Raw genomic sequence first — 17,989 nt, forward strand, 5'->3', positions numbered from 1 at the left:
GTACAAGAGGGTCTCACCGGTCTCCGGTGGGGCCCTCTTCGCGTCTGCCGTCAGGCCGTGTCGCGGATCTCGAATCCGCCCGCGCCGATTGCGGGGATGTCGGTGACCTGGAGGTCGTCGACGCGGGCGCCCGGCGGCCCGTGCGCCATCCAGGCGAGCATCGCGTCGATCTGCTCGCCCGAGCCCTCCACCTCGGCCTCGACCGATCCGTCCGCTCTGTTTCGTACCCACCCCGCCACCTCGGCGCGTCGAGCGAAACGGCCCGCCGAATAGCGGTACCCGACCCCCTGGACCAGACCTCGGACGACGACACGGATGCGGCGCATCTGCCCATCGTGCCGCACGCCCGGCGCCCTGTCAGTGCGGGAGCACCAGACTGACCGCCAACGCGATCATCACGACGGCGATCACCCCGTCGAGGATCCGCCACGCGCGGGGGGTTGCGAGCCACCGACTGAGGTAACGCGAGCCGAAGGCCAGCGCGAAGAACCAGGCCACGCTCGCCATCATGGCTCCCGCGGCGAAGACCCACCGGGTATCGCCGTGCGCGGTGGCGATCGAACCGAGCAGGAACACCGTGTCGAGGTAGACGTGGGGGTTCAGCCACGTCAGCGCCAGGCACGTCAGCACCACGGGAGCCAGACGCGGTCGAGTCGCCAGCGCTGTGGCGGCGGGCGCAGCATCCGTCCTCTCATGGGCGGGCGCGACCTCGACGCGCAGCGTCGCACCGCCCGGGCGCCAGGCGCGGCGTGCGGCGAGGAGCCCGTAGCAGAGCAGGAACGCGGCGCCCGCCCACCGCACGACGTCGATCACCCAGGGCACGGCCGCCAGCACGAGCCCGATACCCGATACGCCGACCGCGATGAGCAGCGCATCCGAGGCCGCGCAGACGAGCGCCACCGTGAGGGCGAACTCGCGCCGGAGCCCCTGACGCAGCACGAACAGGTTCTGCGCCCCGATCGCCACGATGAGAGAGAGGCCGAGCCCGACGCCGGCGAAGAACGAGGTGATCACGCTCCGACGCTACGTGCGCGGTGATATCACGTACAGCTCAATATTCTTCGCTGCCATTAGCGTTGCTTCATGCAGATCCCGCTCGACCTCGCCCGCACTCTCGCCGTGGTCATCGACGAGGGCACCCTCGAGGCGGCCGCTCGCCGCCTGCACATCACGGCGTCGGCCGTGAGTCAGCGCATCCGCGCGCTCGAGAACCGCCTCGGTCGCGTGGTGCTCGTGCGCTCCAAGCCCGTGCGGGCGACCGACGCGGGGGAGGCGGTCGTGCGCCTCGCCCGCCAGCTCGCACTCATCGAGCACGACGCCCTCGCCGAGATCGGCGACGAAGACGAGGGGGCGACGGCTGTCGTGCCCCTCGCCGTCAACGCCGATTCCCTCGCAACCTGGTTCCTGGCGCCGCTCGCCCGTCTCGCCGAACGCCGGCGCATCGTGTTCGAGCTGCACCGCGACGACCAGGACTTCACCGCGGGTCTTCTCGAATCGGGCACGGTGATGGGGGCCGTGACCTCGCGTGCGGAGCCGGTGGGCGGATGCCGCGTCCGCGCGCTCGGGGTGCTCCGCTACGAGGCCGTCGCCGGCGCATCGTTCGCGGCCCGGTGGTTCGCCGGGGGCGTGGATGCGGCGTCGCTCACCGCCGCCCCGGTGGTCGACTTCGATCGGCGCGACGATCTGCAGTCGCGATGGCTGTCGGCGAACGATGTCGACCCGTCGGCGCCGCCACGACACCTGGTGCCGGCGTCGAGCGAGTTCGCCGAAGCGGTCGTACGCGGACTGGGGTGGGGGCTGTTGCCGCGCTTCCAATCGGAGGCGCACCTGCGGACGGGCGGGCTCGTCGCCCTGGGTGGCCCGCCGATCGACGTCGCGCTCTACTGGCAGCAGTGGAACCTCACGTCCGACCTGCTCGACGCCATCGCCGACGAGGTGGTCGCCGAGGGGCGGCGGGTGCTCGCGCACTGAACGCCCACCGCCCGCTGGGCGACGCGGTCAGGCCGCCGTGATGTACCCGTTCGGGTTGAGCACGTACTTGCGGGCCGTGCCACTGTCGAAGTCGGCGTAGCCCTGCGGGGCTTCGTCGAGAGTGATCGGGGTGGCGTGGACGGCCTGGGCGATCTGCACCTTGTCGTGCAGGATCGCCATCATCAGCTGCCGGTTGTACCGCATGACCGGGCATTGACCGGTGGTGAACGACAGCGACTTCGCCCAGCCGAGTCCCAGTCGCAGCGAGAGCGAGCCGACCTTCGCGGCTTCGTCCACGCCACCGGGGTCGCCCGTCACGTAGAGCCCCGGAATGCCGAGCGCGCCGCCCGCCGCGGTGAGGTCCATCAGCGAGTTCAGCACCGTCGCCGGTGCCTCCTGCGCCGAGTCGGAACCGTGACCGCGAGCCTCGAACCCCACGGCGTCGACCGCGCAGTCGACTTCCGGAACCCCGAGGATCTGCACGATCTGATCCTTCGGATCGCCCTTCGAGACGTCGACCGTCTCGCAGCCGAACGACCGAGCCTGGGCGAGGCGTTCCTCGTTCAGGTCGCCGACGATGACCACGGCGGCGCCCAGCAGTTGGGCGGAGACGGCGGCGGCGAGACCGACGGGCCCGGCACCGGCGATGTACACGGTGGATCCCGGACGCACCCCCGCGGTGTAGGCGCCGTGGAATCCCGTCGGGAAGATGTCGGAGAGCATGGTGAGGTCGAGGATCTTCTCGAGAGCCTGCTCGCGGTCGGGGAAGACGAGCAGGTTCCAGTCGGCGTAGGGGACGAGCACGTACTCGGCCTGGCCGCCCACCCATCCGCCCATGTCGACGTACCCGTAGGCGCTGCCCGGGCGATCGGGGTTCACGTTGAGGCAGATGCCCGTCTTGCCCTCCTTGCAGTTGCGGCATCGACCGCAAGCGATGTTGAACGGGACGGAGACGATGTCGCCGACCTTGACGAACTCCACATCGGGGCCGACCTCGATGACCTCGCCGGTGATCTCGTGGCCGAGCACGAGCCCCTCGGGAGCGGTCGTGCGCCCGCGCACCATGTGCTGGTCGGATCCGCAGATATTGGTGGCGACGGTGCGGAGGATCGCTCCGTGAGGAACCTTCCGTCCGACGTTCGCGGGATTCACCCCCGGCCCGTCCTTCAATACGAACTCCGGATACGGGGTGTCGATGACCTCCACGACACCAGGACCCTTGTACGCAACCGCTCGGTTCGTCGACATCTTCGTCGCTCCTTCGTGAGGGGGCGCGCATCGTCGCGCGCCGATGCCCCCACCCTCCCACCGGGGCACCCGTTGCGCGACCCCCCTCGCGCAACGGGCGGTTCGGATCAGTCGTCGCTGACGCGCAGGACGAGCTTGCCCCGCGTGTGTCCGTGTTCGAGCTCGCGGTGCGCGTCGGCCGCCTCGTCGAGCCCGAACACCCGATCCACGTAGACCTGCACGGCGCCCGACTCGAGCAGGCGTGCGACCGTCGCGAGCGTTCCACCGTCGGGCGCGACCTTGAAGCTCGTGGCGCGGAAGCCTTCGGCGGTCGCCGCCTCGTAGAACCCCGGCCAGGCGCCGGTCGGCACCTCGATGAGCAGTCCGCCCGGACGGAGCACCCGGAGCGAGCGGGTGCCCGTGTCGTCCATGACGTTGCCGACGAGATCGATCACCACGTCGACGTCGGAGACGTGATCCTCGAACCGCTGGGTGGCGTGGTCGATGACGGTGCGGGCGCCGAGGTCGCGCAGCCAGTCGGCATTGCGGGCGGAGCCCGTCGCGATGACCTGCGCCCCGAAGTACGACGCGAACTGCACCGCGAAATGGCCCACGCCTCCGCTGCCGGCGTGGATGAGGATGCGCTGCCCCTCGTGAGCGAGGGCGGTCTCGACCACCAGGCCCCACGCGGTCAGCGCGGCCACCGGCACGCCGGCGGCTTCGACGTGCGAGAGTGACGCGGGCTTGCGCGCGAGCGAGAGCGCGGGCACCGTGACGTACTCCGCGTAGGTGCCGCCGGTGCGGGGGAAACCCGCCATACCGAACACCTCCGTTCCCACGGGGAACGCGTGCGCCTCGTACGGGGATTTCACGACGACGCCGCTGAAGTCGAAGCCGAGCACCGTCGGGAACGAACCGATCGCGGCCGACACTCCCGCGCCCGATCGCGTCTTGGCGTCGATCGGATTGACGCCGGCGGCGACGACCCGCACGAGCACCTCGCTCAGCACCGGTACGGGGGTGTCGATCGTCGCGAGGTGCAGCTGCGCAGCATCCCCCGTCCTGTCGATGACCGCGGCGCTCATCGTCGACGGCAGCGCGGGCGGATCGGCGAGCGCGACGTTGGAGGGGGACTCGGGGCGGTGGGGCCGGAATCTCATCGGCGCTCCTTCCGTGCGATGGGCGACGACGGCGACGGTGCCGACGACGGACACCAGTCAACCGCGGAAGTGTCTCCGCGGTGTTACGCGGGTGTCACCGCGGAAAGAAGCTCGCCCTTCAGGCCTCCGGCGTCTCGCCGGAGGCGAGCGAATGCAGCAGGCGGGTGAGATGGCGGATGTCGTCGATCGACCAGTCCTCCAGCACGGTGAACAGGCGCCCCTTCTGCGGAGCGCGGGCGACGGCCAGGCGCTCCGCGCCCTCGGGGGTGACCGCGATGAGTCGAGACCGTCGATCACCCGGGTCGAGCGTGCGCGCGACGAGTCCGAGCCCCTCAAGCTCCGAGACGCTGCGGCTGACGAGCCCCTTGTCGGACGCCAGGTGCTCGGTGAGGGCCGAGAGCGTGGTCGATCCCGAGCGACCGATCAACGACAGCACCTTGAAGGTGCCGGGGAGCATGCCGGGGTGCACGCGGTCGGCCGCCGCGGCGAGGTGGCGGCGGTAGGCCATCATCAGCTCGGCGAACGAGCCCTCCAGCGCCTCGACCGCGACGGACCGGTCATCCCCCGCCGGTGCGTCGACCGGGATCGTCGCGTCGGCGGGGGAGTCGGTGGCGGTCATGTCAGTCATTCTCGCCGACGGACGAGCGCGTTGCACGTGCGTCGCTCTCGGGAACGGTCGTGACCGTACCGGTTCCGGCGAGCACCGACATGCCCTCGGAGGTCGAGACCGTCGCGAGGTCGGCTTCTCCGGCGTGGATCCGCTCGCTCGTGGTCATGCGGTTCAGCGGGTGGTTCGGCAGGAAGATGATCGCGATCAGGCTGATCACGGCGATCGGCACCGCGATGAGGAACGAGCTCGCGATCGACTGCGCGTAGATGTCCTCGACGATGATCCGTACGGACTCGGGGAGCGCCGAGACCTGCGGGATCGTTCCGGACTGCAGCTGCGCCGCTACTGCGGCGCCGTCGGCGCCGAGGCCCGCGATCGCCGTCGCGATGTCGGCTCCGCGATCGACGAAGAGGCCGGCGGCGGTCGTCGCCAGGGCCGCGCCCATGACCGAGACGCCGACGGTGCCGCCGAGGCTGCGGAAGAACGTCACGCCGGAGCTCGCGGCCCCCATGACCTCCGGACGCGCGGTGTTCTGCACGATCAGCACGAGGTTCTGCATCGTCATGCCCACGCCGGCGCCCAGGAGCGCCATGTAGACCGAGACGAGAACGAAGTTCGTGTCGTAGTGGATCGTCGACAGGAGGGACGACCCGGCGATCAGCAGCACGCCACCGGCGATGAGGTAGGGCTTCCAGTGGCCGTAGCGCGAGATGAGCGAACCGACGATCACGGATGCGAGGAGGAGCCCCGCGATCATGGGGATCGTCATGACACCGGCCTCGGTCGGGGTCGCCCCGCGCGCCATCTGCATGTACTGGCTGAGGAACACCGCGGTGCCGAACATCGCCAGGCCGGTCGCGATCGAGGCGATCGTGGCGAGGGTGAACGTGCGGTTGCGGAAGAGCGTGAGGGGCACGAGGGGCTCCGACACGCGCAGTTCGACGATGACGAACAGGACGGCCGAGACGATCGCACCGCCGACCATCAGCACGGTCTCGGTGCTCCACCAGTCGTAGTCCTTGCCCGCGTTGGTGACCCAGATGAGGATCAGCGAGACCGCGGTCGCGAGCAGCACGATGCCGAAGTAGTCGATCTTCACCGCCCGCTTCGGTCGGGCCGGGAGGTGCAGGGTGCGCTGCTGGATGAACAGCGCCGCGACCGCGAAGGGGAGCGCGACGAAGAAGTTGAAGCGCCAGCCGAACGAGTCGGTGATGACTCCGCCGAGGAGCGGGCCGCCGACGGTGGCGACGGCCATGACGGCGCCGAACAGACCCATGTAGCGGCCGCGCTCGCGGGGGCTGATGATGTCGGCCATGATGACCTGGCTCAGCGCGGCGAGGCCGCCGGCGCCGAGTCCCTGAACCGCGCGGAACGCGATGAGCATCTCGGTGTTCTGCGAGAAGCCGGCGGCCGCCGTCGCGAGCACGAAGATCGCGATGGCGATCTGGATCAGCAGCTTGCGGTTGAACAGGTCGGCGAGCTTGCCCCAGATCGGCGTCGAGATCGCGGTCGTCAGCAGGGTCGAGGTGATGACCCAGGTAAAGGCGGCCTGGTCGCCGTTGAGGTCGTGAACGATGACGGGCAGCGATGTCGAGACGACGGTCGATGCGAGCATCGACACGAACATCCCGAGGAGGAGTCCGATGAGCGCGGGCAGCACGCGCCGTGGCGCGGTTGCGGGCTCGGAAGCAGTGGTGGCCATGAGAACCTTTGCGAACGAGGAAGAGAAGTCGCGACACCGTCGACGCGATAGTTGACTTTCATCAACTTTACTCCGATTGTTTGACTTTCGTCAACTATCCCCGCATCGTGCGATGCGCTGCTCAGCCGTCGGTCAGCGCGAGTGCGCGGAATCTCTCGCGCGGAGGTTCGACGCGCGGGGCGGGTGCTCGCGCCGCCATGGTGCGGCGGTGCAGCTCGTCGATCAGCGCCGTGGCCAGACGCACCAGGTTGTCGATCTCGCGTTCGTCGCGGTCGACCCACTGGCACTGAGGCTCGTCTCCGACGGGCACGAACCCGTCGTGCTCCTCCCACGTGACGAGCGTGCGCTCGGCGCCGAGCACGTGCTGCTGCCACCAGACCTGTCGCAGATAGGTGCGCGGGATGCTGCGCCACTTCTTGTTCGTCGTCTTGATCTCGGCGAGGATGACCCGCCCCGCAGCATCCACCGTCACACCGTCGGGTGTCGCGAGGTGTCGCTTCTCGACGACCGCGTGGAACAGTGCCGAGGACGGCTGGATCCCGTGCGTCGCGGCGACCCACGCGGCGATCTCGGGCTCGCGTGCCTTGCCGTGCGCCGTGTAGGCGTTGCCGGAGAACCCCGATCCGAGCAGCTTCGCGTCGGCTGCCCGGGGGATGACCCGGTCGCTCGTCAACGCGGCGACGTCGGTGGCGGTGATCCCCCGCGAGCGTGCGCGCACCCACGCGACCCGGTCGCGCGAGTCGGCCACGATCCGCGCTGCCAGCTCAGGGCTGCGCGCGGACAGTTCGGGGGACATGCGTTCGACCCTAACCCCGCCTCCCCGCCGTGCGCGCCTCGACGCGCGTCGAGATCACGACTTCTCGCCGAGACGACACGCTGTCCGCGTTAGGTGGGTGGCCGTTCGGCAAGTGAACGGTGGATCGGAGTCTCCTCCCCAACGGTCCGCGGGCGCGAGTTCCGCACAGACGCGGGCAGGGCGCCCTGCAGCGAGAACGCGCGGGCGACGATCGACGCGTGAAGAAGGCGATCGTTGTCGATGATGCGAGGCGGATGCTGCGTTCTCGCGCCGAGCTGATAGATCGGGGATGGTCCGACCGCCGACTGAGTGTGGCAGTGGAGGGCGGTCAGCTCATCCGCGTGAAAAAAGGATGGTTCGTCACAGCGGCGGCATGGGGTGATCTCTGGCCGGAGGGCCGCCACCTCGTCGAAGTCGTGGCCGCCTCGAACGACCTGTCGGGCGGCACCCATGTCTTCTCGTACGTGTCGGCGGCGGTGTTGTGGAAGCTCCCCCTGTTCCGAGTCGTTCCGCTGCGGGTGCACGAAACCGGGACGACGCGCATGCACGCGTCGAGCACCCCGGGGGTGCAGCGACACGAGGATCGCCTCCCGGAGGCGGATGTCGTCGTCGTAGACGGAATCAGGTGCACGTCCCTGGAGCGGACGGTGCTCGACGTTGCGCGCGTCGCCGCACCGGAGGTCGCCGTCGCGGCTGCGGACGCCGCTCTCGCCCTCCGCGCGGGCGCGGACCATCGTGCCTACGACGAGCGGACGGCCGAGGAATGGCGCGGATCGATGAGCGACCGGGTGGCGGGCGCCGGGTCGATCCGGGGCGTCCGTCAAGCGCGGTGGGTGATCGAGTTCGCCGACGGGAGGGCGCAGCTGCCCGGGGAGAGCGTGAGTCGGCTCCAGCTCTCGAGGCTCGGGTTCGCCGCGCCATCGCTGCAGGTTCCGGTGCCCGCGCCGGATGGGTCGATCTACTGGGTCGACATCGGTCTAGACGACGTCTTCGCGTTCGGCGAGTTCGACGGCAAGACGAAGTACGTGGATGCGGCGATGAGACAGGGCCTGAGCATCGACGAGGTTCTGCTCCGCGAGAAGCAGCGCGAAGACTGGATCCGTGGCACGACCCACCGCAGGTTTGCGCGTTGGGGAGACGAGCACATCGGGACCCCGGAGCTTCTGGGCGCGCGTCTGGCCTCGTTCGGCATTCGCCCCCGCGGGTGAGCTCACCGTCGACTCGATATCCCCTCGCCGACCCGCCATCCCTTCGACGCAGTCGGGATGGCCGTTCGGCGAGACGACGGCGTCTCGGCGATGGATTTGGCGGGGGCGGGGGCGGGGGCGTATCGTGGGGGTAAGCCAAAGACCGCCGGTCATCGGGGTGCGCGAAGCGCAGCACGATCGAAGCAGCTGACGCGAATCCCGCGAGGGATCGTGAACGCAGACCTGCGCAGGTGTACGAACGAATTCCCGATCGGGAACCACGCTCCGTGCCTTGCGCCGGAGCGTTTTTTCATTGCTGGGGAGAGACCGGATGCTGCGGCCCGACGCCCGCTCCCGCGGTGCGTCTCGTACACACAAGGAGTGGCCATGGCGCAGAAGGACGCATCGGTTGCCGAGCTCACGAAGCACTTCGAGGACTCGACCGCCGTTCTGCTGACCGAGTACCGCGGTCTGACGGTTGCCCAGCTCAAGGAGCTGCGCAACAACATCCGTCAGGACGCGGAGTACGCCGTGGTGAAGAACACGCTGACCAAGATCGCCGCGTCCAACGCGGGCGTGACGGGTCTGGACGACGAACTCAAGGGTCCGTCGGCCATCGCCTTCGTGCACGGTGACCCGGTCGCCGTCGCGAAGGGGCTGCGCGCCTTCGCCAAGGCTAATCCTCTTCTCGTGATCAAGGGTGGGTACTTCGACGGTGCCGCCCTGACCGCGGATGAGGTCAACAAGCTCGCCGACCTCGAGAGCCGTGAAGTCCTGCTGGCGAAGCTCGCCGGTGCGATGAAGGCCTCGCTGTTCGGCGCCGCATATCTGTTCAACGCACCGCTGTCGAAGGCCGTTCGCACGGTCGATGCGCTGCGCGACAAGCAGGAGTCCGCAGCCTGACACGGTCAGGCGCGGTACGAATAACCCCGATCAAGGAGAATCATCATGGCAAAGCTCACCACTGACGAGCTGCTCGACGCCTTCAAGGAGCTCACGCTCATCGAGCTCAGCGAGTTCGTCAAGAAGTTCGAGGAGACCTTCGAGGTCACCGCTGCGGCTCCGGTCGCCGTCGCCGCTGCCGGTGCCCCCGCCGGTGGCGCCCCCGCCGAAGAGGAAGAGGTCAAGGACTCCTTCGACGTCATCCTCGACTCGGTCGGCGACAAGAAGATCCAGGTCATCAAGGTCGTCCGCGAGCTCACCTCGCTCGGCCTCGGCGAGGCCAAGGCCGTCGTCGACGGTGCCCCCAAGGCCGTGCTCGAGGGCGCGACCAAGGACGCCGCTGACAAGGCGAAGGCCGCTCTCGAAGAGGCCGGCGCCAGCGTTACCCTCAAGTAACCCTGTCCACGAAGGGCCCCGGATGCTGCGAAGCATCCGGGGCCCTTCGTCGTGGGCCCCGGATCGTGCCCCGTCAGCGGGGTGCGGCGGTGGAGGCCCGCACGACGAGCTGCACCGGGATCGTCGACCGTGCGGGGGCGTCGGCGTTGTCGACCATCCCGAGGAGGATGCCGACGGCCTGCTCGCCCTGCGCGGCGGGGCGCTGTTCCACCGTCGTCAACGCGAACATCTCCGCGTAGTCGTGGCCGTCGACCCCGACGACGCTGAGCTGGGAGGGGACGGCGATACCCAGTCGGCGGGCGGCCACGATCGCGCCGATCGCGATCTCGTCGCAGGCCGCGACGATGGCGGTGGGTCGGCTTTCGACATCGGCGAGCAGGGCGGCGGCGGCGGCGTAGCCGTCGGTGATCGTGAGTGTCGATTCGTGGACGCGCGCGGTGTCGGCCAACCCCGCGCCGGCGAGAGCCTGGCGATAGCCGGCGATGCGGTCGATCACGTCGTGGGCGGTGGGCTCGCCCTTCGGTGTCGCGCCGAGGAACACGATGGCCCGATGGCCGAGCGCCAGCAGATGCTGGGTGATCATGCGGCCGATGGCGGTGTTGTCGATGCCGAGCGTGGCGATCTCGGCCAGTTCGTTGCCGATGCAGACGGTGGGCTTGCCGAACGAGAGCAGCCGGGCGATGTCGGCGTCGTCGGGCTCGAGGGCGACGGCGATGACGCCGTCGAATCTCTTGCGCGCGAGGAAGTGCGTGTACAGGCTCGCCCGATCGCGTGAGTCGGGCTCGGCGACGTACAGCGTCAGGTCGTAGCCGCGCGGGATGAGCGTGCGCTCGACACCCTCGATGATCGAGCCGAAGTACCAGCGATTGACGCGCGGCACGATGAGGGCGACCGTGTTCGTGCGGCCGGTCGCGAGGCTGACCGCACTCGTGGTGGGCACGTAGCCGAGCGATCCCGCGGCATCCTGTACCCGTCGCCGGGTCGCATCCGAGACGTACCCGCCCCCGGTGAGGGCGCGGCTCGCCGTCGACTTCGAGACGCCCGCCAGGCGTGCGACATCGGCGATTCCGCTCACTGGTAGCCCTTCCTGCATCGCGGCATCTCTGCACACGGACGGCGGCGTCGCCGATCCGGATCACAGAAACCATAGTGCAGAGCGCGAAAAAAGAGAACCGGTTCCACACGGTGTCGGATGCGGCGGGCGCGGGTTTCACGCGAGGTTATCGTTTCGTGATGATTCACCGTTGTATCCGGTGAGCATCTCGCTTACCTTGGTGTGGAATCGGTTCCCGAACGGAACCTGCGCAGGTGCAAGTCGCGCCCGCGCCCTCGAAGAGGAGGAATCACATGATCAGTTCGCAGCGACGCCGCGTGATCGCACCGATCGCGTTCATCGGCATCGCGGGGCTTGCTCTTGCAGGCTGCGCAGAGGGTGGCACCTCGGACGACTCGGGCTCCGTCGAGGGCCAGACCGTGCAGATCGCCGGTGGCATCACCGGTGTCGAGGCAGACGACCTCAACGCGTCGTTCGAGCAGTTCACCGCGGACACCGGGATCGAGGTCGTCTACACCGGCGACAAGAGCTTCGAGGGCAACATCGTCACGAAGGTCACCGGCGGCTCCGCCCCCGACATCGCGATCGTTCCCCAGCCCGGTCTCGTCAAGGCGCTCGTCGACACCGGCGAGGTCAAGCCGGCACCCGAAGCCGTCGAGTCGAACGTCGACGCGAACTGGTCGCCCGACTGGAAGACCTACGGCACTGTCGACGACGTGTTCTACGCCGCTCCCATGCTCGGAAACGTCAAGGGCTACGTCTGGTACTCGCCGAAGCAGTTCGCCGAGTGGGGCGTCGAGATCCCGACGACCTACGACGAGCTCCTCACCCTCACCCAGACCATCCGCGACACCACGGGCACCGCGCCCTGGTGCGCCGGCTTCGCGTCCGACGCCGCATCCGGCTGGCCCGGAACCGACTGGATCGAAGACCTCGTGCTGCGTCAGTCCGGCGCCGACGTCTACGACCAGTGGGTCGCCAACGAGGTGCCCTTCACCGATCCGAAGATCAAGGACGCCTTCGACGCGGTCGGCGAGATCCTGCTCAACCCCGAGTACGTCAACGCCGGCTACGGCGACGTGAAGAGCATCAACTCGACGGCGTTCGCCGACGTGGCCGCTGCTGTCTCCGACGGTCGCTGCGCGATGACCCACCAGGCATCGTTCCTCTCGGCGAACTTCCTCGAGGCGAAGACCGCCGCGGGCGCGACCCCCGAGATCGGTCCCGAGGGCGACGTCTACGCGTTCCTGCTCCCGGGCATCGAAGCCGACGGCGAGACCTTCGTCGAGGCCGGCGGTGAGTTCGTCACGGCGTTCTCCGACTCCGCGGCCACGCAGCAGGTGCTCGAGTTCATGTCGACCCCCGAGTTCGCGAACGCCCGTGTGGAGCTGGGCGGCGTCATCTCGGCCAACAAGAACGCCGACCCGTCGCTGGCTTCCAGCCAGTTCCTCACCGAAGCCATGGAGCTTCTGCAGGACCCCGAGACCGTCGTCCGCTTCGACGCATCGGACCTGATGCCGGCCACCGTCGGCAACGGATCCTTCTGGAAGGGCATGGTCAACTGGATCGACGGCCGCCCGACCGACCAGGTCCTGAGCGACATCCAGGCCGGGTACGACAACTGATCTCGTAATGAGTGCGCGCCGCGGGGATCCCATGATCCCCGCGGCGCGTACTCTTCTCCGCACTACGCGAAAGGTATGACAATGTCGCATACGCTCACCGCGCCACCGGAAGCTCCGCCGGAACAGCCGCGTGCTGTCGCGTCGCAGCCGGGCCGCCGCGCCGCCACCATCGGCGTGATCGTCGCCGCCGTGGTGCTCGTCGTCGCGCTGGTGGCGCTGTTCGCCGCCCCGGCGGTCGACGATGCCCCCAAGACGACCATCGGGTTCTCGCTGAACAGCTTCTTCGTCTGGATCGGCAACCTGAACCCGCTCGTCCAGATCCCGATCGCGGTCGTCGCCTTCGGCGCCGTGGTCGCGCTGATCCTCCTCATCATCGAGTTCGCCCCCCGGGCCGGTCGCGGCTACTTCTGGATGCGGCTCGTGATCTGCTTCGCCGTTCCGGTAGTCGCCTTCATGCTCCTGCGGCCCTACCAGAACGCCGTTCTGTACGTCGTGGGCATCGCGCTCGCGCTCGGCGCGCTGCTGTTCTTCTTCGACTACCGCTCGCGAGCGGGGGCCGGGTACTTCTTCCAGCTGGTGGTGTTCCTGCTGCCGGCGGCCATCCTGCTGCTCCTCGGCCTCATCTACCCCGCGATCTCGACGATCTACCAGTCGTTCTTCGACAAGAGCGGCGAGACGTTCGTGGGGCTGGAGAACTACATCTGGACCTTCACCAACCCCGAGGGGTTCTGGTCGGTCATCAACACGATCATCTGGGCGATCTTCGCCCCCACCCTGTCGACGGCGATCGGGCTGGCGTACGCGGCGTTCATCGACCGGGCGCGCGGCGAGAAGATCCTGAAGCTCTTCGTCTTCATGCCGTTCGCCATCTCGTTCGTCGGTGCCGGCATCATCTGGAAGTTCGTCTACGACTACCGGCAGGGCGAGCAGATCGGCATCCTGAACGCGATCGTCACGCTGTTCGGCGGTCAACCCATCGGGTGGCTCGATCAGACGCCGCTCGTGAACACCTTCGCGCTTCTGGCGGTGTTCATCTGGACCCAGACCGGTTTCGCCATGGTGATCCTGTCGGTCGCGATCAAGGCGGTGCCGACCGAGCAGCTCGAAGCCGCGCAGCTCGACGGCACGACGCCGTGGCAGCGATTCATCAACGTGACCGTGCCCGGCATCCGCGCCTCGCTCATCGTGGTGCTGACCACCATCACCATCGCCTCGCTGAAGGTGTACGACATCGTCGCGGTCATGACCGGCGGGCGCGCGAACTCCAGCGTGCTCGGCTTCGAGATGGTCAACCAGCAGCAGCGGTTCCAGAGCTTCGGGCATTCGTCGGCGCTGGCCGTCGTGCTGTTCCTGTTCGTGCTGCCGCTGATCGTCTACAACGCGCGTCAGATGCGCAAGCAGAAGGAGATCCGATAATGGCCACGGTGCAGGAGGCCCCCGCCTACAGCGCGCGCGCCGCCAGGAAGACGGCTCGCGAGACCCGTCGCAACGAGGCGGAGGCGCACAAGCGGCTCACCTCGCGGACCGCGACGATCATCGCGATCGTCATCGCGATCTTCTGGACGATTCCGACATTCGGTCTGTTCGTCACCTCGTTCCGACCCGGTGCCGACTCGCAGACGTCGGGGTGGTGGACGGTCTTCGTGAACCCCGGGTTCACTCTCGACAACTACTCCGAGGCGCTGACGTCGGGAGGCACCGCGCTGACGCTGGGCGACTCGTTCCTCAACTCGCTCGCGATCTCGATCCCTGCCACGATCATCCCGATCTCGATCGCCGCGCTCGCCGCGTACGCGTTCGCGTGGATCGACTTCAAGGGCAAGAACCTGCTGTTCGTCTTCGTCTTCGCCCTGCAGATCGTGCCGATCCAGATGGCGCTGGTGCCGCTGCTGTCGCTGTTCTCGCGCGGCCTCGAGATCGGCGGCACCGCCGTCTTCCCGGGTTTCGAGCTACGAGATGTCGACCACAGCTTCGCGACGGTGTGGATCGCGCACGCGATCTTCGCCCTCCCGCTCGCGATCTTCCTGCTGCACAACTTCATCTCGGAGATCCCGACCGAAGTGATTGAGGCGGCACGTGTCGACGGTGCCGGTCACGGCCAGATCTTCTTCCGGATGATCCTGCCGCTGGCCATGCCGGCCATCGCCTCGTTCGCGATCTTCCAGTTCCTCTGGGTGTGGAACGACCTGCTCGTCGCGACGATCTTCGCGCCGACATCGTCTCTGCCTCTGACGCAGACGTTGAACTCGCTGTCCGGGTCGTGGGGTGATCGCTGGTACCTGCAGTCCGCCGGTGCGTTCATCTCGATCATCGTTCCGCTGATCGTGTTCTTCTCCCTGCAGCGCTTCTTCGTGCGGGGTCTGCTCGCCGGCGCGACGAAGGGCTGACACGGGGCGCGGGGCGGAAGCACTCCTGGATACAGTGTGCCCATGGATGCTTCCGCCTCCCCCTCCCCGCTCGTCCAGGTCGACGTCGAGACCGGTCTGACGACGGCGCAGGTCGCCGAGAGGGTGGCAGCGGGCACGACCAACGCGTATCGCGCCGACTCGAGCCGGAGTATCGGCAGCATCGTCCGTGCGAACGTGCTGACCCTGTTCAACGCGATCGTCGGCGGCTGCTTCCTCGTGCTGCTGCTCCTGGGACGCTGGCAGGACGCCCTGTTCGGGCTGAGCGCGCTGGCGAACGCCGTGATCGGGTGCGTGCAGGAGTTCCGCGCGAAGGCCGCGCTCGATCGCCTCGCCCTGCTCAACGCCCCGCTGGCCCGGGTGCGTCGTGACGGTGAAGATGCCGAGATCACCCCCGACGGGATCGTGCTCGACGACGTGCTGGTGCTCCGCGCCGGCGACCAGGTGCCCGCCGACGCCGTGGTGCTCTCGGAGCGGTCTCTGCAGATCGACGAGTCGATGCTCACCGGCGAGTCCGACGCGGTCGACAAGCGTCCGGGCGACGAGGCGCTGTCAGGTTCGATCGTGGTGGCGGGGGAGGGCGCGGCACGAGTGGTGCGCGTCGGCGCGGATTCGTATGCCAACTCGTTCGCCGCCGAGGCCAAGCGCTTCTCCATGGTCTCGAGCGAGCTTCGCACCTCGATCAACCGGGTGCTGACCTGGGTCGGCTGGGGGATCGGGCCGATCGGCCTGCTCGTTCTGAACGCGCAGATGGTCGCCGCCGGCGGGTGGGTGCAGGCCTGGGAGAGCGGGGCGTGGACGCAGGCCGTGGTCAACGTGATCGCCGCGCTGACCGCGATGATCCCGCTCGGCCTCGTGCTCATGACGTCGATCGCCTTCGCGGTCGGCGCGGCCAAGCTCGCGGCGCGTCAGGTGCTCGTGAACGAGCTGCCCGCCGTGGAGGGCCTCGCGCGCGTTGACATCATCTGCCTCGACAAGACGGGCACCCTCACCGCGGGCGAGATCCGCTTCGACGGTGCGCACCCCGTGACCGAGATCGCCGGGTGGCGTGATGCGCTCGCCTGGTACGGCGCCGCACCCGATGCGAACGCGACGGCGAAGTGCCTGCGCGACCCGTTCCCCGAACCCCGACCCCGCGAGGTGCGGGGCACCGTGCCGTTCTCGTCGGCGCGCAAGTGGAGCGCGGTCACGCTCGACGGAGCCGCGGATGCCGGGGGCGGAACGTGGGTGCTGGGGGCCCCGGAGATGGTGTTCCCGGATGCGGCGACCGACACCACGACGCCGCTGGGCTCGCTCTCGGTGACGCTCTCGTCGTCGGGGATGAGAACGCTCGTGCTCGCTCACTCGCCCGTTGCGCTGTCGGACGACGACATGGAGGCCGAGCGTCTCCCCGGCGCTGTCCAGCCCGTCGCGGTGCTGACCTTCCGCGAGGAGGTGAGGCCCGACGCCGCCCAGACGCTGGCCTACTTCCGGCGCCAGGGCGTCCGCATCCGGATCATCTCGGGCGACAATCCGCGCACGGTCGCCGCGATCGCCCGCGAGCTGGGCGTCGATGCGGGGGAGGGTGTCGACGCGCGCACTCTGCCCGACGACGAGGCGGCGCTCGGCGAGGTGCTGGAGAAGAACATCGTCTTCGGCCGCGTGACCCCCGACCAGAAGAAGCGGATCGTGCTGGCCCTCCAGGCCCGCGGGCACACGGTGGCCATGACCGGAGACGGCGTGAACGACGCCCTCGCGATCAAGACCGCCGACATCGGTATCGCGATGAACTCGGGAGCCGCCGCGACGAAGGCGGTCGCGCGCCTTGTTCTGCTGGACAGCCAGTTCTCCCACCTGCCCGACGTCGTCGCGGAGGGGCGGCAGGTGATCGCCAACATCGAGCGCGTGTCGATGCTGTTCCTGACGAAGACGGCCTACGCCACGACGCTGGCGATCCTCTGCGGGGCGCTCGTGATGGAGTTCCCGTTCCTCCCGCGTCAGCTGTCGATCACCGACGGTCTGACGATCGGCATCCCCGCCTTCTTCCTCGCCCTCATGCCGAACGCGCAGCGCTACGTGCCCGGCTTCCTTCGGCGCTCGTTGACGTTCGCGATCCCCTCGGGCGTGCTCATCGCCGTGGCCTTGACCGTCTACGCGCGGATCGCGGCCGAGATGGGCGTGGCCCAGCCCGAACTGCGCACCGGCGCGACGATCATCCTCGCGGTGATCGGCATCTGGGTGCTCGCGGTGCTGTCGCGACCGATCAACCGGTGGAAGGGGCTCGTCATCGGGGCGATGTTCATCGCCCTGTTGGCGATCTTCACGATCCCGCTGTCGACCGGCTTCTTCCAATTGATCGATCCGGGTGAGGATGCGGCGTACCTGGTCGCCGGCATCACGGTGGCGACCGTCGGGGGCATAGAGATCGTGCGCGCCGTCCATCGCCGTTTCCTCGTGCGCACGCTCGGAGAGAACCCCTTCGCGGCGGTCAGCGGCGGAACCAGCGACTTCCCGGCGGCGCCCACAGCGCGGCGACGATGAACACGTCGACCACGATCTGGATGAGTGTCACCGGATCCCACGACGTCGTCGCGACCGTGATGACGTGCAGCACGAACTGCACCACGAGGTAGACGGTCACCGCGAGGCGCGCGAGGCGGCGCCCGCGGCCCACGGCCGACGCGACGGCCAGCGTCAGCAGCCCGAGAAGAATGATCCCGGCTCCGAGGAGGGAGACGATGAGCACCTCGGCTTCGGGCACCTGGTAACGGCTGAGCAGCACGAGGAGACCGAGGGCGGCGTTGGACAGCGCACTGAGGTAGACCAGCACGAGGACGATCGTCACCAGGACGGGACGACGCATGCGCGCGGGGGTCGCAGCATCCGTCGTCATGCGATCACTGTAGCGTCGGGCCGATCGATCGCGTCGAAGCGG

Annotated in this window: 17 protein-coding genes; 8 read left to right on the forward strand and 9 right to left on the reverse strand. The window is 68.6% G+C overall.

The features are described 5' to 3' along the window. Positions 1 to 50 precede the first annotated feature (50 nt). A complete protein-coding gene (locus DEA06_RS09780; protein ID WP_116647805.1) occupies positions 51 to 326 on the reverse strand; it encodes an acylphosphatase in 276 nt (91 codons plus the stop codon). A 31-nt stretch (positions 327 to 357) separates the two neighbouring features. Next, positions 358 to 1,014, reverse strand: coding sequence for a LysE/ArgO family amino acid transporter (locus tag DEA06_RS09785; protein ID WP_116647806.1), 657 nt, complete (start codon positions 1,012 to 1,014; stop codon positions 358 to 360). A 69-nt stretch (positions 1,015 to 1,083) separates the two neighbouring features. Between DEA06_RS09785 and DEA06_RS09790 the strand changes: the two genes are divergently transcribed. Next, entirely contained in the window at positions 1,084 to 1,971 is an 888-nt protein-coding gene (locus DEA06_RS09790) for a LysR family transcriptional regulator ArgP (protein ID WP_116647807.1), read from the forward strand. 27 nt (positions 1,972 to 1,998) lie between these two features. Here DEA06_RS09790 and fdhA read toward each other — a convergent pair whose 3' ends face one another. The 5 genes from fdhA to DEA06_RS09815 all read right to left on the reverse strand — a co-directional run bounded on the left by fdhA (position 1,999) and on the right by DEA06_RS09815 (position 7,466). Beyond that, the gene (gene fdhA, locus DEA06_RS09795; protein ID WP_116647808.1) at positions 1,999 to 3,219 is read right to left on the reverse strand and encodes a formaldehyde dehydrogenase, glutathione-independent; all 1,221 of its coding nucleotides are present in this window, start codon (positions 3,217 to 3,219) and stop codon (positions 1,999 to 2,001) included. Positions 3,220 to 3,326: 107 nt separating this feature from the next. Next, a complete protein-coding gene (locus DEA06_RS09800; RefSeq protein WP_116647943.1) occupies positions 3,327 to 4,358 on the reverse strand; it encodes an NADP-dependent oxidoreductase in 1,032 nt (343 codons plus the stop codon). A 118-nt stretch (positions 4,359 to 4,476) separates the two neighbouring features. Beyond that, positions 4,477 to 4,977 carry a MarR family transcriptional regulator gene (locus tag DEA06_RS09805; RefSeq protein WP_240606893.1) on the reverse strand — a complete coding sequence of 167 codons (501 nt, stop codon included), beginning with the start codon at positions 4,975 to 4,977 and terminating at the stop codon, positions 4,477 to 4,479. A 1-nt stretch (position 4,978) separates the two neighbouring features. After that, positions 4,979 to 6,670 (reverse strand): MDR family MFS transporter, encoded by a 1,692-nt coding sequence (locus DEA06_RS09810; RefSeq protein ID WP_116647809.1) that lies wholly within the window; start codon positions 6,668 to 6,670, stop codon positions 4,979 to 4,981. A 121-nt stretch (positions 6,671 to 6,791) separates the two neighbouring features. After that, the gene (locus tag DEA06_RS09815) at positions 6,792 to 7,466 is read right to left on the reverse strand and encodes a YqaJ viral recombinase family protein (protein ID WP_116647810.1); all 675 of its coding nucleotides are present in this window, start codon (positions 7,464 to 7,466) and stop codon (positions 6,792 to 6,794) included. 218 nt (positions 7,467 to 7,684) lie between these two features. Here DEA06_RS09815 and DEA06_RS09820 point away from each other — a divergent pair, with 218 nt between their 5' ends. The 3 genes from DEA06_RS09820 to rplL all read left to right on the forward strand — a co-directional run bounded on the left by DEA06_RS09820 (position 7,685) and on the right by rplL (position 9,991). Then, positions 7,685 to 8,674 carry a hypothetical protein gene (locus tag DEA06_RS09820; RefSeq protein ID WP_116647811.1) on the forward strand — a complete coding sequence of 330 codons (990 nt, stop codon included), beginning with the start codon at positions 7,685 to 7,687 and terminating at the stop codon, positions 8,672 to 8,674. 366 nt (positions 8,675 to 9,040) lie between these two features. Continuing rightward, positions 9,041 to 9,556, forward strand: coding sequence for a 50S ribosomal protein L10 (gene rplJ / locus DEA06_RS09825; RefSeq protein ID WP_116647812.1), 516 nt, complete (start codon positions 9,041 to 9,043; stop codon positions 9,554 to 9,556). A gap of 45 nt (positions 9,557 to 9,601) precedes the next feature. After that, complete coding sequence (gene rplL, locus DEA06_RS09830; RefSeq protein ID WP_116647813.1) at positions 9,602 to 9,991, forward strand: 50S ribosomal protein L7/L12; 390 nt, start codon at positions 9,602 to 9,604, stop codon at positions 9,989 to 9,991. Positions 9,992 to 10,064: 73 nt separating this feature from the next. Here the strand turns inward: rplL and DEA06_RS09835 are convergent, their stop codons facing one another. Next, complete coding sequence (locus tag DEA06_RS09835; RefSeq protein ID WP_116647814.1) at positions 10,065 to 11,066, reverse strand: LacI family DNA-binding transcriptional regulator; 1,002 nt, start codon at positions 11,064 to 11,066, stop codon at positions 10,065 to 10,067. Positions 11,067 to 11,338: 272 nt separating this feature from the next. Here DEA06_RS09835 and DEA06_RS09840 point away from each other — a divergent pair, with 272 nt between their 5' ends. The 4 genes from DEA06_RS09840 (at position 11,339) to DEA06_RS09855 (ending at position 17,595) form a co-directional block, all read left to right on the forward strand. Continuing rightward, on the forward strand, positions 11,339 to 12,670 hold the full coding sequence (locus tag DEA06_RS09840) for an ABC transporter substrate-binding protein (RefSeq protein WP_116647815.1): 1,332 nt from the start codon (positions 11,339 to 11,341) through the stop codon (positions 12,668 to 12,670). A gap of 81 nt (positions 12,671 to 12,751) precedes the next feature. Beyond that, on the forward strand, positions 12,752 to 14,086 hold the full coding sequence (locus DEA06_RS09845; protein WP_116647816.1) for a sugar ABC transporter permease: 1,335 nt from the start codon (positions 12,752 to 12,754) through the stop codon (positions 14,084 to 14,086). Continuing rightward, on the forward strand, positions 14,086 to 15,057 hold the full coding sequence (locus DEA06_RS09850) for a carbohydrate ABC transporter permease (protein WP_116647817.1): 972 nt from the start codon (positions 14,086 to 14,088) through the stop codon (positions 15,055 to 15,057). Before DEA06_RS09845 ends, DEA06_RS09850 begins: the two co-directional genes overlap by 1 nt. Positions 15,058 to 15,099: 42 nt before the next feature. After that, a complete protein-coding gene (locus tag DEA06_RS09855) occupies positions 15,100 to 17,595 on the forward strand; it encodes an HAD-IC family P-type ATPase (protein WP_165817962.1) in 2,496 nt (831 codons plus the stop codon). Here the strand turns inward: DEA06_RS09855 and DEA06_RS09860 are convergent. Continuing rightward, positions 17,543 to 17,947: a hypothetical protein gene (locus tag DEA06_RS09860; RefSeq protein ID WP_116647819.1), complete on the reverse strand. Its 405-nt coding sequence runs from the start codon at positions 17,945 to 17,947 to the stop codon at positions 17,543 to 17,545. The genes DEA06_RS09855 and DEA06_RS09860 overlap by 53 nt on opposite strands. Positions 17,948 to 17,989: the final 42 nt, after the last annotated feature.

Origin of the sequence: Microbacterium sp. Gd 4-13, assembly GCF_003095395.1 — a bacterium.
GTDB lineage: Bacteria > Actinomycetota > Actinomycetes > Actinomycetales > Microbacteriaceae > Microbacterium.

Bases quoted from the DNA above. Each gene is read 5' to 3' on its own strand.
- DEA06_RS09810 (WP_116647809.1), bottom strand. From the start codon at position 6,670: ATGGCCACCACTGCTTCCGAGCCCGCAACCGCGCCACGGCGCGTGCTG.
- DEA06_RS09855 (WP_165817962.1), top strand. From the start codon at position 15,100: ATGGATGCTTCCGCCTCCCCCTCCCCGCTCGTCCAGGTCGACGTCGAG.
- DEA06_RS09800 (WP_116647943.1), bottom strand. From the start codon at position 4,358: ATGAGATTCCGGCCCCACCGCCCCGAGTCCCCCTCCAACGTCGCGCTC.
- DEA06_RS09805 (WP_240606893.1), bottom strand. From the start codon at position 4,977: ATGACCGCCACCGACTCCCCCGCCGACGCGACGATCCCGGTCGACGCA.
- rplJ (WP_116647812.1), top strand. From the start codon at position 9,041: ATGGCGCAGAAGGACGCATCGGTTGCCGAGCTCACGAAGCACTTCGAG.
- DEA06_RS09845 (WP_116647816.1), top strand. From the start codon at position 12,752: ATGTCGCATACGCTCACCGCGCCACCGGAAGCTCCGCCGGAACAGCCG.
- DEA06_RS09815 (WP_116647810.1), bottom strand. From the start codon at position 7,466: ATGTCCCCCGAACTGTCCGCGCGCAGCCCTGAGCTGGCAGCGCGGATC.
- rplL (WP_116647813.1), top strand. From the start codon at position 9,602: ATGGCAAAGCTCACCACTGACGAGCTGCTCGACGCCTTCAAGGAGCTC.
- DEA06_RS09840 (WP_116647815.1), top strand. From the start codon at position 11,339: ATGATCAGTTCGCAGCGACGCCGCGTGATCGCACCGATCGCGTTCATC.
- DEA06_RS09850 (WP_116647817.1), top strand. From the start codon at position 14,086: ATGGCCACGGTGCAGGAGGCCCCCGCCTACAGCGCGCGCGCCGCCAGG.
- DEA06_RS09780 (WP_116647805.1), bottom strand. From the start codon at position 326: ATGCGCCGCATCCGTGTCGTCGTCCGAGGTCTGGTCCAGGGGGTCGGG.
- DEA06_RS09860 (WP_116647819.1), bottom strand. From the start codon at position 17,947: ATGACGACGGATGCTGCGACCCCCGCGCGCATGCGTCGTCCCGTCCTG.
- fdhA (WP_116647808.1), bottom strand. From the start codon at position 3,219: ATGTCGACGAACCGAGCGGTTGCGTACAAGGGTCCTGGTGTCGTGGAG.
- DEA06_RS09790 (WP_116647807.1), top strand. From the start codon at position 1,084: ATGCAGATCCCGCTCGACCTCGCCCGCACTCTCGCCGTGGTCATCGAC.